Raw genomic sequence first — 15,564 nt, forward strand, 5'->3', positions numbered from 1 at the left:
ACTTTTTCCGACCCTACCATTTGCAGGAGCCGGCAATCATCCCATCCAGGCGGGAGCGCCCGTCAGCCTCGGCAATGCCCTCAATATTCCTTCTCGTAGAAGATACCCGCGCCTGCGCTGCCGCCACTGCCCGCCTCGCCGCGTAGCTTCAGGCCACGGCCGACATCGAGGTTGATGACCGCCTTGGCGCCGTTCGTCTCCGGGTCCTGCTTCAACTCGATATAGGTCCGCTCGTTGAGATACTTCCCCGCCGAGACCGCCGCCCGGCCTTCCGCATCCGTCGTGATGTCGAGATCGTCGACGCCGAGCTTGCTGCGCAGGCTGTCAAGCAGACCGGTCGAACTGCCGCCGGCAAGCTGGCTGGCGGCGGAGGCAAGCTGGGCGATCTGCACCGCCGAGAGGTTCGACATGGAGCGGTTGAAGATCAGCTGCGCCAGGATTTCGTCCTGCGGCAGCGAAGGCGAAGAGGCGAAGGTAACGGTCGGGTTGTTGGCAAGGCCCGCCACCGTCACCGTGATTTCCGTCGAGCCGGCCGTGCTGCCGGCCACCAGATTGACCGTCGGCACAAGGCCGCCGGCAAAACCGATATGGGCACTGGTGAAATCGAGACGGCGCGTCAGGATCTCCATGCGTCCACGCTCCAATTCGAAACCGCCGGAAACGACCGGCGAGGCGGACGTACCCGTGATCTTCAGGCTGCCGCCAAGTTCCGCATTGATGCCGCGGCCGCGCACGAAGAGCTGGCCCGGCGCCTCGATGGTAAGGTCGAGCGCGATGCCGCGCGAAGCGCCGCTGCTGCCCTGGTCGCGCTGCACGTCCGCCGTCATGCGCTTGACGTCGGCCGGCGCATTGCGGTGCTTGATGTCGATTTCGGAGAGCGAGGCCGGCAGCTTTTGGGGAATGGTGATGTTCGCCTTGTTGATGCGCACCTTGCCGCCGAGCGAAAGCCCCGCCACGGGTCCCTTCAGCGTCAGGTCACCTGCGACATTCGCCGTCACCAGCGTGCCGTCGACATAGGTGATGTCGCCGAGCTTGACGGCGACGTCGACCGGAAAACCGCTCGCCGGGTCGATGCCGACGCGCCCGCTGGCTGACAGCTGGCCACCGCTGGCAAGCTTGCCGGAGACCGTCTCGATCACTGCCTGCCGCCCGTCCATCGTAACGCGGACCGTCAGGTTCTCCACCGCGAGGTTGCGGCGCACATCGACAAGCCGCGCGCCGCCGGCCGTGATGCTGCCGGTAATCGAGGGTGCGGCCGCCGTGCCGCCGATGGAGAGATCGACATTGGCATTGCCGGTCAGGACAAAGCCCTGGGCGGACAGCTGACCCTGCAGCAGGCCGAACGGCACCGTGCCGTTGAACTTGAGCCCGAGCGGCGTCGCCCCGCCGATGCCGACCGTACCGCCGCCGCGGAAGGACAAACCGCCACCGCCCGAAAGCACCGTATCGAGCCGGACCTGGTTGTTGGCGAATTCCCCCTTGGCGGTGATGGTGAGCGCGCCGATGCCCGCGCCGCGGGTCTGGCTCGTTACCGCCCCGCCCCAGTCCAGCGCGTAGTTGACGACGGGCGCCGCCGCGCGTCCCTTAACCGTAACCATGCCGCCGATCGTGCCTTCCGCACCAAGGCCGTCGGCAAAATTGTTGACCAGCGCAGCCGGCAGCGCGGAGAGGCGAACGGACAGATCGAGCGCTTCACCCGCGCGGCCCGTGACCGCAATGGAGCCGCGGCCGGCCTGGATCGTCAGCCCGTCGAGCGAGGCGACGCCGTTGGTGACGCCGATCGTCGTCGGCTTGGCCAGTTTCAAGGCAATGCGCCGCGGTGCGGCCTCGAAGGCCTGCAGGGCGACATCCAGCCCACCGTCGCGCTGGATGACCTTGCCCTTCGTCAGAAGCGGCGCACCGTCGAGGCGGCCGGTCAGATCGAAATTGGTCGCCTGCCCTTCGCGCGAAAAACCGAGCTTCAGCGCTTCGAGCCGGTTCTCACCCGAGGCCACCCGCTCGGCGCGCACCGTGCCAGTAATCGCCGCGGTGGCGAGGTCGGCGATGGTGAGATCGACCGCCGGTTTGGTGATGCTGAGATCATCGCGGCGGATGGCGGAACCGGAGGCCTGGATGGTCGCCGACGTCCGGCCATTGCCGGTCGCGATTTCCACCTGCCCGGAGAGATCGCCCGCCGCCTTCTGGCCAGCCATGGCGGCAAGCAAGCCAAGATCAGGAAAATCAAAGCGGATCGTGCCGTCCGGCATGAAGTTGTCCGCCAGCGCGAGCGAGCCCTTCAGCGTGTTGGGACCGATTTCCGCTTCCAGCACCGGCACGGCAATGCGACCGCCTTCGGAGGTGATGCTGGAGCGCACGTTGATCGGCTGGCCATCAAGCGCACCGGTCGCCGTCAATTCGCCGGACGGGCTGTCGGCAACGGCCTTGCCGGTCAGCGTGACCACGAGATCGCTGAGCGTGCGGCCGGAGAGGGTTGCCCCGCTCGACGTGACCTTGGCGGACACATCGAGCCCCGCAACGGGACCGGTGGCGGAAAGCTCGAAGGCCGCTTCGCCCGCCGCATCGGCGAGCAGCTTGCCAAGGTTAAGTACCTTGCCGGTCAAAGCGGCATCGAGCGCACCGTTGCCGAGCGAGATCGTGCCCGCCGTCTCCAGCGTACCGGACTTGACCTGAAGCCCGGAAACCTGAACGGCACCATCGCCCGCCAGCTGGACCCGTCCCTCCATCGCAATCGTCGTGTCGAATTTGCCGGCCAGCGCCGGCGGCAGCACGGCCGGCAGCGCGAAGAGACGGAAATTGACATCGGCCTCACGGCTCTTCAACCCATAGCGACCCGACAGGGTACCGCCGATGCTGGCGCTTTCGAGCGTGGCGGGATCGAAGGCGATCTCGTCAGGCGAGACGGTGAGCGTCGCCACCAGCTTCGCCGGCCCCTTCACCGTACGGTCGACATCAGCACTGGCAAAGGCCGTCATGCCAGTTTCGAGCACGGCATCGATGCGGCCGGACTGGCTCGCCACATTGAACGCTTCGCTTTTTGCCGTCAGGCGGATGTTCTCCACCCGCCCGGCCGGCAGCTCGGCCGAAACGACCGTCGCATTGGCTTCGAGCGCTGCCGCGGTCGCCTCGCCCGTCAGCGACAGATCGGCACCTTCGATCAGCACGCGCGCATCGCCCTCGGCGAGCGGCCAACGGAAATCGACCGGCCCGTCCTTGCCCGAAAACTTGACGTCGAGGTCGTTGGCCCCCTTGGCGCTGACCGTACCCGAGGCGGCAAGGGTCATGGCGCCCGTCGAGATCGAGCCCTTCTCAATGCGCAACATGTCCGAACCGTCGAAGGCGGCGACGACGTCGATGCCCGTTTCGCCGGCAAAGAGCGGGCGAAGCTGCGGCGGCATCAGCGCGTCGAAAGTGCCGCCGCCACTGAGGGCGATCGTGTGCAGGCCGTTCGTCGCAAGGTCGTGGCGTCCGTCGACCCGCAGCATTTCCGCGCCGTCGAGCGCAGCAGACAGCCGGCCCGTCCATTCGGAAAGCGGACCGTCGCCCGTCAGGCGGATCGTGACGGCAGGGTCGTTCGGCAGCTTGAGCAGCGCCGCGAGCAGCCCGCCCTTCGGCTCGGCGACATCGGCCTCAAGACGAAGCTCGTTGTCGGCAGGGTTGAAGACGATATCGGCGGCGACGCGTGCATCCGGCCGCGCCTTTTCCGAAGCGGAGAGCTTGACCGCGACGCTTTCGGCCGTCGCATCACCGCTGCCGGAGACGACGATACGCTGGTCCCGGCCGGCGACCGTGCCCGACACGAAGAGTTCCGGCACGTCAAGCGCGCCGACATGTACTTCCACGGGCAGGGTGAACGGCGTGTCGGAAGGCTCCGCATCCGCCTTCGGCTCGGGCAGACGCAGGAGCGAGACGGAAGAGGTGGAGACACGTTCGGCTTCGAAGCTGAAGAAGAGAAGCTGGAGCGGCGACCAGTCGACCGCGAGGTCGCGGATCTCCGCATAGGTGCCCCTGGCATCGCCAAGCGCGATCGAGCCGGCGCGGAGCTTGCCGGTGAGAAGGCCGGAGGGTTCGCTGATCGAGATCACCTGACCGCTCGCAGCGGCGATCTTCTCCGCCTGCGACACGGCAAAACGCGCACCCGCATCGGTAAAACCGATGAAACCGACGAGACCGGCAAGAAGAACCACAAGAACGGCAAGGCCATAGCCGATAAAACGGAGCGTGGCGCGGAGAATTCGGGACAGCCTGTTCATGCGTCATCCATTTCACGTGCGGGGGAGCGCCGGGTTCGCTCCACAACGTCTTGAATCCGAATCGCGCGAGCAATCAAGAGTCTAGACGAAAATTGGGGCGACAGTCAGAAGGACTGGCCGATACCGGCATAGACCCCGAAGGACGTTCCACCGGGATATTTCTTCAGCGGCACCGCGACGTCGAGACGCAGCGGGCCGAACGGCGTCGCATAGCGAAGGCCGATACCGGCGCCAGCCCTGATATCCTTGAAGTCGGGCACTTCGTCTGTCGAAACCGTGCCGACATCGATGAAGGGCACGACGCCGATCGTCTCGGTGACACCGATGCGCGCCTCGGCCGTGGCCGCGACATAGGAACGGCCGCCGAGCAGCTTGTTGCGGCCGTCACGCGGCGAGATCTCCTGATAGCCGTAACCACGCACCGTGCCGCCGCCGCCAAGGAAGAAGCGCCGCGTCGCCGGAATATCGGACAGCTCGTCGCCACCGATGATCGTGCCGGCAGCGAGCTTCCCGGCCAAAACGAAGCGCTTTTCCTCGCCGAATGCCTGGTAGCCGGTGATCGCGCCTTCGAAGCTGGAGAAGAAGGTGCCCCGATCGATCTCGTAGCTGGGCTTCGCGTTGATCATCGCGCGATAGCCTTCCGTCGGATTCAGCTTGTCGTCGCGCGTGTCGCGTACATATTCGATCGGGATGGCGACGGTGAGATAGTTGTTGTTGCCGAAGGCGTCCTCGACATCGCTCCACATCACCTCGCCGCCCGCGCTGACCGTGTCCCTGTCGGAAAGCTCGATGGTGACACCGGCCGCCGCCGTGGTGGTAAACGCCTTGTAGGCGTCGGGATCGACGATCGAGGCCTTGAGGCTGGCATTGAAGGTCGAGGCCGGCCCGAAAGCGCCGGGCTTGGAGAAGAGGATGCCGGCCGAATAGTCGAGATTGCTGATATCCGACTCGCCGATGCGGTTGACCGATCCTTCCAGGCGCAGGGATTCGGCCTCCCCGAAAAGATTGCGGTGCCCCCAATAGCCCTGCAGGCCGAGGCCGTCCGTATTCGAATATTGCGCACCGACACCGAAATAGCGGTGCTTGCCTTCGGAGACCTCGATCGTCATCGGCAACGAACCGTCCGGCGCCAGCTTGTCGGCCTCGCGGATCGTCACGCTGGAGAAGACGCCGAGCGTGCGCAGCCGCTCCGCCGCCTTGTTGAGCGCTTCCGGCGAATAGGGCTGGCCGGCATTGATGCGCGAATAACGCTGCACAAAGGCCGGATCGACCGTCTTGGTGCCGGAAACGCCGACTTCGCCGACGGGCGCGACCGGTCCGCCTTCGGCCGAGATCACGACATCGACGGTCTGCGTCTTGTGGTCCGCCGTCGCATTGCGTTCGACGAGCCTGGCAAGCGGCCGGCCTTCGGCCTTCAGGTCGACGACGACCTTCTCGCCTGCTTTCAGGATGAGGGTGGAATCGGCCCGCGCACCGGGCACCAGTCCATAGTCGGCCGGATTGCGCCCCTCTGCGTCGCCGGCAAAGGCGACGTCACCAAAGGTGAAGGCCGGGCCGGGCTGGACGGTGATTGTCACCGGAATGGCGCCGCTGTGGTTGAATTCGGGGTTGGGCGGCAGGGAATCGAGATCCTGGCCGGCAACCGTCACATTCACAACGCCGCCATAACGCGCCTTCTCATAAAGCGCCGCGAGGATGCGGTCGCGGTCGTCGCGGGCCTTGATGACAAGGCCGAGATCGCCGGACACCGGCTTGCCCTCGTCCTGTTTCAGGCGCGCGGTGTTCTCGATCGCGTCCTTGAGGTCGTCATCATCCGTTCCGGGATCGAGCGTCAGCGTGTAGTTCACGGGATCGATGACGGCGGTGGCAGCCTCTTCGTCGTCCTCGAAGAATTTCATGCCGAAAATTTCGAAGGCAGAGGCTGGCCCGGCAGACAAGGGGCCGCACAGCAGGGAGGCCGCAACCGCAAGCGCGGTGCCAGCTCTCAGAAACGCAAAACTCTTTTCCGGCCGGTTCACTTTATCCCGCATCCGCAGCTATCCGTCGCCTTTCTCCTTCAGGTGCGGTGCGCGCGGCAAACCGACAGCTTCCGTCACAAACTTCAGGCGCCCCGTCTCATACGGAGCTTTCAGGCAGGAAAAGACCCTAACGCGTTAGGTTTTCCGTAATGTTAACGGCGGTTTTACACGGATGGAAACAAGATTTGAAGCACTGGAGCGGTGATTTTACGCCACACTCGTCAAAGCAAAAGCCCCGGAGACACTCCGGGGCTTCGCATAGGTTGCAAGTCTAGGCCTTAGTAACCTGACGGGCAACGGTCGATATAGCGACGACCGTAGCGGTCACGGTAGTAGCACTGGCCCGGCTGCTCTGCGACGGACCCGATGACGGCACCCGAAACGCCACCGATGGCCGCGCCGACGGCTGCACCGCGAACGTCGCCCGTAATGGCACCGCCGATGATCGCGCCGGAGACGGCGCCGATACCCGCACCCTTTTCCGTCTGCGTGCAGCCGGCCACGGCCAGACCGACCAGAACGAGCGCAATGACTTTCTTCATGAAGATGTTCTCCAAAGTTGAGCGGCGGCCGCGTTTGCCGGGTCCGCCCTATCCCCTTCTACTCAGGCAACATACCGCGGCCGTCTTCAACGGTGAGGTTTGTCCGAGATCGAAAATATACCCGGAAATCGGGAAGTCCATGGCGTTGAAGTATTTTTTTGGCGCGCGAATAAATAGCGTTTCCGTTTCGTTTGATTGGTCCCGACACTTCGACCGGTCACGAGAAATTTCGCAATTGCCTGAAAGTACCGGTTGATCGCCGCCGCAAAACGTCAAATGATATGATTGTTGATGTCGCACCGGCGGTTGGAGGAACAGCCAGGCGGCATCCCGCTACGAATGCAGTGCACGCGAAGAGACAATGCTGGTGTCGTTTGATCCCAGGCCCGCGTCGCGAGGACGCCAGCTGCATGTGACGTCGGATCGATCGTTCCAGCGGACAATGAACCGCCAGGGAGGAACGCATGGCGAAAGTGGCAATGACCGTCAATGGCCGAAAGGTGAGCCGCGAGTGCGAGGACCGCACGCTGCTTGTCCATTTCATCCGCGACCAGCTCAGTCTTACCGGAACCCATGTCGGCTGCGATACCTCCCAGTGCGGGGCCTGTGTCGTGCATATGGACGGCAAGGCGGTGAAGAGCTGTTCGATCCTCGCGGCCCAGGCCGCCGGCGCCGAGATCCTTACCATTGAAGGCCTTGCGGCCAATGGCGAGCTGCACCCCGTCCAGGCCGCCTTCAAGGCCAACCATGGCCTGCAATGCGGTTTCTGCACGCCCGGCATGGTGATGACCGCGGTCGATATGATCAACCGCTACGGCGCGAAACTCGACGAACAGACGGTGCGCGACAACCTCGAAGGCAATATCTGTCGATGCACCGGCTACCACAACATCGTCAAGGCCATCCTGGCCGCCGCCGAGGAAATGGGCGCGGCAGGCCAGCAGGCAGCGCAGTAGGCGTTACGCAATAGGCAGAAGCCAGCAGGGCGGCCAATTGTGCGACGGTGAAAGCCCGAACGCCCCTTGGCCAACACCTGCTGCCTCATTTCTCTGGAGGAGATGAAGATGGGTGTCGAAGGCATCGGCGCGCGCGTCGCGCGAAAGGAAGACAAGCGGTTTCTCATGGGCCAGGGCCGCTACACGGACGACATGTCCGTGCCGGGCATGCGTTATGCGGCCTTCGTGCGCTCGCCGCATGCACACGCGAAGATCAAGAGCATCGATACGGCAGCGGCGGCGGACATGCCCGGCGTCATCGCCGTGCTTAACGGCAAGCAGATGCTCGACGACGGCATCGGCAACCTGATCTGCGGCTGGATGATCCATTCCAAGGACGGTTCGCCGATGAAGATGGGCGCCTGGCGGCCGATCGCGCACGAGACGGTGCGCTATGTCGGCGATGCCGTCGCCGTCGTTGTCGCCGACAGTGTGGGCGAGGCACGCGATGCGGCCGAGGCCGTGGTGGTCGACTACGAGGTGCTGCCGGCCGTCACCGATGCGGTAAAGGCGCTGGAAGCCGGCCAGCCGCAGCTCCATCCGGAAGCCCCCGGCAACCTCATCTATGACTGGGAGATCGGCGACAGCGCCGCCACCGACGCGGCCATCGCCGCGGCCGCCCATGTCACGGAGATGAAGATCGTCAACAACCGGCTTGCCCCGAACCCGATGGAGCCGCGCGCCGCGCTCGGCATCTACGATTCGGCCGAGGACCACTACACCTGCTACACGACGAGCCAGAACCCGCATGTCGCGCGTCTCGTCATGAGCGCCTTCTACAATGTGGCGCCGGAAAACAAGCTGCGCGTCATCGCGCCCGACGTCGGCGGCGGTTTCGGCTCGAAGATCTACATCTATCCGGAAGAGATCGTCTGTCTGTGGGCCTCGAAGCGCTCGGGCGTGCCGGTAAAATGGACGAGCGACCGCACCGAGGCCTTCCTGACGGATGCGCATGGCCGCGATCACGTCTCGACCGTCAAGATGGCCTTCGATGCGAACAACCGCGTCACGGCGCTGAAGGTCGATACCATCGCCAATTTCGGCGCCTACATGTCGCTCTTCTCCTCGGCCGTGCCGACCTATCTCTACGCAACCCTGCTCTCCGGACAGTATGATTTCCCGGCGATCCACGCCAATGTGCGCGCGGTCTATACCAACACGGTCGCCGTCGACGCCTATCGCGGCGCCGGACGACCGGAAGCCACCTACCTGCTCGAGCGCACCATGGAGACAGCAGCGCGCGAACTCGGCGTTTCGCCGGCAGAGCTTCGCCGCATCAACTTCATCCGCTCCTTCCCCCACCAGACGCCCGTCATCATGAACTACGATGCCGGCGACTACGAAGCCTCGCTCGAGGCCGCCATGGCGGCTGCCGACTGGAACGGCTTTCCGGCCCGCAAGGCGGAGGCCGCAAGCCGTGGCATGAAGCGCGGCATCGGCATGAGCTGCTACATCGAGGCCTGCGGCATCGCCCCGTCGGCGGCGGTCGGTTCGCTCGGGGCCGGCGTCGGCCTCTGGGAATCGGCCGAGGTGCGCGTCAACGCCGTCGGCACGATCGAGGTGCTGACCGGTTCGCACAGCCACGGCCAGGGCCATGAGACGACCTTCGCCCAGCTCGTCGCCGAGCGCTTCGGTGTGCCGATCGACAGCGTCTCCATCGTGCACGGCGACACCGACAAGGTGCAGATGGGCATGGGCACCTACGGCTCGCGCTCCGGCGCCGTCGGCATGTCCGCCGTCGTCAAGGCGCTCGACAAGGTGGAGGCCAAGGCCAAGAAGATCGCCGCCCACCTGATGGAGGCTGACGAGAGCGACATCGTCATCGAGAACGGCGCGCTGAAGGTCGCCGGCACGGACAAATCGGTGCCGTGGTTCCAGATGGCCCTTGCCGCGTACACCGCGCACAACCTGCCCTCCGGCATGGAGCCGGGCCTGAAGGAAGGCGCCTTCTACGATCCGTCCAACTTCACCTTCCCCGCCGGCTGCTACATCGCGGAGGTCGAGGTCGATCCGGAAACCGGCAAGACCAGGATCATCCAGTTCGTTGCCGCCGACGATTTCGGCAACATCATCAATCCGATGATCGTCGAGGGCCAGGTGCATGGCGGCATCGCCCAGGGCATCGGCCAGGCCCTGCTCGAAGGCGTGCATTACGATCCGGAGACGGGCCAGCTGCTGACGGCGAGCTACATGGACTACACCATGCCACGCGCCGACGATCTGCCCTCTTTCCAGGTCTCCCACCAGGTGACGCCCTGCCCGAACAATCCGCTCGGCATCAAAGGCTGCGGCGAGGCCGGCGCCATCGGCTCGCCGCCGGCGCTGATGAACGCCATCACCGACGCTATCGGCAACAACGACCTCACCATGCCGGCAACGCCCCAGAAGGTCTGGGCAGCGGCGCTGGCAGCCGGCAACTGACGGAGGAAGCCATGTACGCCACGAATTACCATCGCGCCTCCTCGGTCGCCGAGGCCGTCAAGCTGCAGTCGTCCTCCGACGAGGCGAAGTACGTCTCCGGCGGCATGACGCTCATCCCCACCATGAAGCAGCGGCTGGCGGCACCGTCCGACCTCGTCGATCTGCGTCACATAGCCGACCTCAAGGGGATTTCCGTCAACGGCGGCCGGGTGAGGATCGGCGCCGGCACGACGCACTACGAGGTCTCGACCTCGGCGGAGTTGAAAGCCGTCTGCCCGGCGATCTGCCAGCTCGCCTCCCATATCGGCGACCCGCATGTGCGGCATATGGGCACGATCGGCGGTTCCATCGCCAACAACGACCCCGCCGCCGATTATCCCTCCGCCATGCTGGCGCTGGGTGCGACGATCGTCACCAATGCCAGGGAGATCCCCGCCGACGACTTCTTCACCGGCCTCTTCGAGACCGCACTGGAAGACGGTGAGATCGTCGTGGCCGTGACCTTCGACGCACCGGCAAGAGCCGCCTATTCCAAATTTCCCAACCCGGCCTCGCGCTACGCCATGGCCGGCGTTTTCGTGGCGAAGGCGGGGGATGGCGGCGTGCGGGTGGCGGTGACGGGTGCCGGCTCCAACGGCGTCTTCCGCCATGCCGGGCTGGAAGCGGCGCTGTCCGCCAACTGGTCGCCCGATGCCGCAGCAAGCATGACCGTCGATGCCGGCGACCTGCTCGCAGACATCCACGGCAGCGCGGAATACCGCGCTAATCTCGTGAAGGTCATGGCCAAGCGCGCCGTCGCCGCCGCCTGACCCCTCGAAAAACGTGAAACTGTTCGATTAAAAGGACGGTTGAGGCCGTCCTTTTTTCATGCAGACTTGACATGCATCAACAGGAAATGGCCTTTGGGGGCTTATGATACATTGGAATGGTTCAAAGGTGGCGCCGATTTGCCGCAGCACATACCGTTGCGGGAAACGGGCGCCTGATATAGCCGATTGAACGACCGCCAACGACGATGATGTCCGGGTTCCCGCCGGACAGGAGACTCTGGATGGACTTCGAGACCTACTTCAAGAACGAGCTGGACGGCCTGCATCAGGAAGGCCGCTACCGCGTTTTCGCCGACCTGGAACGCCAGAAGGGCAACTTCCCGAAAGCGACCCGCCATACGGCGAACGGCCCGCAGGACGTCACGGTCTGGTGCTCGAACGACTATCTCGGCATGGGCCAGCACCCCAAGGTGACCGAGGCGATGAAGCTCGCCATCGATCACTGTGGCGCCGGTGCCGGCGGCACCCGCAACATCTCCGGCACCAACCACTACCACGTCCTCCTCGAACGCGAGCTCGCCGACCTGCATGGCAAGGAATCGGCGCTTCTCTTCACCTCGGGCTATGTGTCCAACTGGGCCGCGCTCGGCACGCTCTGTTCCAAGATCCCCGGCATCATCTGTTTTTCCGATGCCGGAAACCACGCCTCGATGATCGAAGGCATCCGCCACTCGAAATGCGAGCGGGTGATCTGGAAGCACAACGACCTCAAGGATCTCGAAGCCAAGCTTGCCGCCGCCGACCCGAAGGCGCCGAAGCTGATCGCCTTTGAATCGGTCTACTCCATGGATGGCGATATCGCCCCCATCAGGGAGATCTGCGACCTCGCCGACAAATATGGCGCGATGACCTATCTCGACGAAGTGCACGCCGTCGGCATGTACGGCCCGCGCGGCGGCGGCATTGCCGAACGCGACGGCCTCATGCACCGCCTCACTCTCATCGAGGGCACGCTCGGCAAGGCCTTCGGCGTCATGGGCGGCTACATCGCCGGCTCGGCGGCGCTCTGCGACTTTGTGCGCTCCTTCGCCTCCGGCTTCATCTTCACGACCTCGCTGCCGCCGACGATCGCCGCCGGCGCGGCTGCTGCCATCCGCCATCTCAAGGAAAGCCAAGTCGAGCGCTTTGCCCACCAGGAGCGCGTGCGCAAGCTGCGCAGCCTGCTCGACCGCAACGGCATCCCGCACATGCCCAATCCGAGCCATATCGTGCCGGTCATGGTGGGCGACGCGGCCAAGTGCAAGTGGATTTCGGACCTGCTGCTCGACAATTTCGGCATCTATGTCCAGCCGATCAACTACCCGACGGTGCCGAAGAAGACCGAGCGCCTGCGCATCACGCCGACCCCGCTGCACACGGATGCCGATATCGAGCATCTTGTAAGCGCCCTGCATTCGCTCTGGTCGCGCTGTGCGCTCGCCCGCGCCGTCGCCTGACAGCGCGGCGTAAGCCAGGACTATCCGATGAGCCCGGCGGCCACCCGCCGGGCTTCTTCGTCCGCGGCAAAGACATCGTCCATGGACGCGGCCGGCGGCAGATGGATGAGCCTGTCCATCACCGCCTCGGCAATATCGGCCATGGCAAGGAAGCCGATGCGCCCGCCGACAAAGGCGTGGAACGCCACCTCCTCGGCCGCATTCATCACCGCACCCTGCAGGCCGCCACGCGTCAGCGCCGTGCGGGCCAGCCGCAGCGCCGGAAAGCGCTCTTCATCCGGCGCCTCGAAATCGAGCCGCGACAGCTTTGCGAAATCCAGCCGGTCGACATTGAGCGGCGAACGCTCGGGATAGGTCAACGCGTAGCCGATCGCCGTGCGCATGTCCGGCGCGCCAAGCTGCGCCAGCACCGATCCATCGACATAACCGACCATCGAATGGATGATCGACTGCGGATGCACCACCACCTCGATCTGCTCCGGTCTGACGTCGAAGAGGTGCTTCGCCTCGATCATCTCCAGCGCCTTGTTGAACATGGAGGCGCTGCCGATCGAGATTTTCAGCCCCATCGACCAGTTGGGGTGGGCGCGGGCGATATCGGCGGTGACATCGGCCATCTGCGCCCGGCTCCAGGTGCGGAACGGTCCGCCGGAGGCCGTCAGGACGATCCGCTCGACCGCATGACGCTGGTCGTCCTCCAGCGCCTGGAAGATCGCGCTGTGTTCGCTGTCGACGGGGATCAGCCGCCCGCCGCCCTCGGCGACGGCCCGGACGAAGAGGTCGCCCGCCGACACGAGGCACTCCTTGTTGGCAAGCGCGATGTCCGCACCCTTCCTTGCTGCAGCCAGCGTCGGCGCAAGGCCTGCCGTGCCGACGATCGCCGCCATCACCCAGTCGGCCTCGCCGGAGGCTGCCTCCAGCAGCGCCGCTCGCCCCGCCGCCGCCTCGATACCGCTGCCGGCAAGGGCTTCCTTCAACGCACTGTAGCGGCTTTCGTCCGCCGTCACCGCCATCTTCGCCCCGCAGTCCTTCGCCTGCGCCGCGAGGAGGTCGACATTGCCGTTGCCGGTCAGCGCCAGCACCTCGTAGCGATCCTGCCCGCCGAGCTGGCGCACCACGTCGAGCGTGCTGGTGCCGATGGAGCCTGTCGAGCCGAGAATGGTGATACGGCGCTTTTGCCGCGCGTCGGGAGCCATGGTGAAGTCCGCGATTTTCTTGTTATCGACAAAAGGCTCTACAGGCGAAAGACGCCTGCAACAAGTCATGGAAATGCTGTAAAGCGAAGGCTGCGCCAGTCTTCGCAAACCCGCGGCTTGACCTTTTCACCCGGACGGCCATAACGTCCCGGCAAAGCGGTCTTCCGCCCTGACGCGATTGGAGAAATCTGTGTACCGACGCCTGAGAGTATGGACCCTCGCCTGCCTCGCCTTCATGGCGGCAGCTCCGGCCTATGCCGACGAGCCGGTCCCGGGTGGTCTCGGCGGCACCTGGCTTGCCGAGGATATCGGCGGCAATGGTGTCATCGACGACCTGCAGACGACGCTGGAGATCAAGCCGGACGGCTCCTATGGCGGCAATGGCGGCTGCAACACCTATCGTGGCAAGCTGAAGGTGCAGAACGGCAACATCGCCTTTGCCCCCGCCGCCGCGACGCGCAAAATGTGCGCGCCGGCCATCATGGACCAGGAACAGAAATTCTTCGACGCGCTCGGCACCGTCACCTCGTGGAAGCTCGAAAACGGCATCCTGCACCTGACGGGCAAGGAAGGCGCCCCGGCGATCCGCCTTGCCGGCCTCAAGAACAACACCGACATCGTCATCCGCCTGCCGGGACCCGAACAGAGCGTGGCGCGCGAGACGATCAACTACCAGTGCGACGCCGAGCAGCGCGTCGTCGTCGAATATATCAATGCCGGTACGAATTCGCTTGCCGTATTGAAAATCGCCGAAGAGACGGTCATCGCCGCCAACGTCCTGTCCGCCTCCGGCGCCAAATATGCCGGCGGCCAGTATGAATGGTGGACGAAGGGCGACGAGGCGACGCTCTACGACCTGACCAAGGGCGAGAACGCACCAGGCGTCAACTGCCGCAAGACCGGCTGATCCGGCCGGTCACTGGAGGGGACCATCGCATGCCCACGTTCCGTGTCGGCCAGAAGGTCGTCTGCATCAACGACCGCTTCAAGAATGTCTCGATCGACCAGGGCATCCGCAAAGGGCAGGTCTATACGGTCCGCTGGACCGGCCACTACCGCCACTATGTCGATGGCGATTTCTACGGCATCAAGCTGGTCGAACTCTACCGCGGCAAGGACGACGGCCCGGAAGGCTACGGGGCCGACGACATGCCCTTCCGCGCCACCCGCTTCCGCCCCCTGGTCAGCGACCGGATCCGCAGCATGCTCGGCCTGAAAGCCCCGCAGCCGAAGGTCGTCACCAAACCCTCCGCCATCCCCTCCATTCGCCCCAAGCCACGCGTCGTCACGCCGGAGCGCGAGAAAGAGGACGTCTGATCCCTCCCAATCGGGGCGATGGCCCGCAATGCCTGGGCCAGACCTAGTCCAGCAGGTAACTCAACGCCCGACGCGCCATTGCGTGGAACGACACCGAAACGACCGTGCAGATCGCCACGATACCAGCGGTCGTCCAGTTTATCGGACCCGGATTTTCCTGAATCCCTGCCAGGGTGGGCGTCAAGGCCCCGCCAAAGCAACCGCGATGGCAATGCCATTGAGATAGCGCGCGGTCAGCTTAGCCTTCTCGTTCTGCCGGTTCTTCATATCTCCTCCCGGAAACCCCTACTCCAAGCTGCAATTTTTGATCGTAATCGTCGAGTGGAGCGTCGAAATTCTCATTCGATGCCGCCAGCGACCATGTCCGGATTTGCATGCAGGTCCGCGTGCGGAGAGCAGTATCCGGATACTTGTCGGAAGTGACGGCAGGAGCATCAAGGCAATGGTGATCCCGCCGCGATTCGAACGCGGGACCCCCAGATTAGGAATCTGGTGCTCTATCCTGCTGAGCTACGGGACCACTGACTGAACCCATACAAAAGCCGGGGCTTTTAGCCAA

10 protein-coding genes and 1 tRNA gene are annotated in these 15,564 nt (G+C 64.6%); 6 read left to right on the forward strand and 5 right to left on the reverse strand.

Annotated elements, in window-relative coordinates; translation table 11 throughout:
* Positions 1–80 precede the first annotated feature (80 nt).
* From K0P03_RS17440 to K0P03_RS17450, 3 genes are all read right to left on the reverse strand, one after another.
* The gene (locus K0P03_RS17440; protein WP_272790210.1) at positions 81–4,250 is read right to left on the reverse strand and encodes a translocation/assembly module TamB domain-containing protein; all 4,170 of its coding nucleotides are present in this window, start codon (positions 4,248–4,250) and stop codon (positions 81–83) included.
* Positions 4,251–4,354: 104 nt separating this feature from the next.
* Positions 4,355–6,280, reverse strand: coding sequence for an autotransporter assembly complex protein TamA (locus K0P03_RS17445; RefSeq protein ID WP_050746080.1), 1,926 nt, complete (start codon positions 6,278–6,280; stop codon positions 4,355–4,357).
* Positions 6,281–6,546: 266 nt separating this feature from the next.
* Positions 6,547–6,810 carry a YMGG-like glycine zipper-containing protein gene (locus tag K0P03_RS17450; protein WP_024271109.1) on the reverse strand — a complete coding sequence of 88 codons (264 nt, stop codon included), beginning with the start codon at positions 6,808–6,810 and terminating at the stop codon, positions 6,547–6,549.
* 464 nt (positions 6,811–7,274) lie between these two features.
* On the opposite strand from K0P03_RS17450, the gene K0P03_RS17455 reads away from it, so the two are divergent.
* The 4 genes from K0P03_RS17455 (at position 7,275) to hemA (ending at position 12,492) form a co-directional block, all read left to right on the forward strand.
* Positions 7,275–7,766 (forward strand): (2Fe-2S)-binding protein, encoded by a 492-nt coding sequence (locus K0P03_RS17455; RefSeq protein WP_024271108.1) that lies wholly within the window; start codon positions 7,275–7,277, stop codon positions 7,764–7,766.
* A gap of 108 nt (positions 7,767–7,874) precedes the next feature.
* Positions 7,875–10,226 (forward strand): xanthine dehydrogenase family protein molybdopterin-binding subunit, encoded by a 2,352-nt coding sequence (locus K0P03_RS17460; protein ID WP_130517116.1) that lies wholly within the window; start codon positions 7,875–7,877, stop codon positions 10,224–10,226.
* Positions 10,227–10,237: 11 nt separating this feature from the next.
* Positions 10,238–11,035 carry an FAD binding domain-containing protein gene (locus tag K0P03_RS17465; RefSeq protein WP_272790211.1) on the forward strand — a complete coding sequence of 266 codons (798 nt, stop codon included), beginning with the start codon at positions 10,238–10,240 and terminating at the stop codon, positions 11,033–11,035.
* A 242-nt stretch (positions 11,036–11,277) separates the two neighbouring features.
* Positions 11,278–12,492: a 5-aminolevulinate synthase gene (gene hemA, locus K0P03_RS17470; protein ID WP_023512683.1), complete on the forward strand. Its 1,215-nt coding sequence runs from the start codon at positions 11,278–11,280 to the stop codon at positions 12,490–12,492.
* 20 nt (positions 12,493–12,512) lie between these two features.
* Here the strand turns inward: hemA and dxr are convergent, their stop codons facing one another.
* Positions 12,513–13,688 carry a 1-deoxy-D-xylulose-5-phosphate reductoisomerase gene (gene dxr / locus K0P03_RS17475; protein WP_272790212.1) on the reverse strand — a complete coding sequence of 392 codons (1,176 nt, stop codon included), beginning with the start codon at positions 13,686–13,688 and terminating at the stop codon, positions 12,513–12,515.
* Between the two features lie 190 nt (positions 13,689–13,878).
* Here dxr and K0P03_RS17480 point away from each other — a divergent pair, with 190 nt between their 5' ends.
* On the forward strand, positions 13,879–14,595 hold the full coding sequence (locus K0P03_RS17480; RefSeq protein WP_156334140.1) for an META domain-containing protein: 717 nt from the start codon (positions 13,879–13,881) through the stop codon (positions 14,593–14,595).
* Between the two features lie 29 nt (positions 14,596–14,624).
* Positions 14,625–15,005 carry a hypothetical protein gene (locus tag K0P03_RS17485; protein WP_023512680.1) on the forward strand — a complete coding sequence of 127 codons (381 nt, stop codon included), beginning with the start codon at positions 14,625–14,627 and terminating at the stop codon, positions 15,003–15,005.
* A gap of 443 nt (positions 15,006–15,448) precedes the next feature.
* Here the strand turns inward: K0P03_RS17485 and K0P03_RS17490 are convergent.
* Positions 15,449–15,525 (reverse strand) — tRNA-Arg (locus tag K0P03_RS17490).
* Positions 15,526–15,564 lie beyond the last annotated feature (39 nt).

This window comes from Shinella sp. HY16 (assembly GCF_028534175.1).
GTDB lineage: Bacteria > Pseudomonadota > Alphaproteobacteria > Rhizobiales > Rhizobiaceae > Shinella.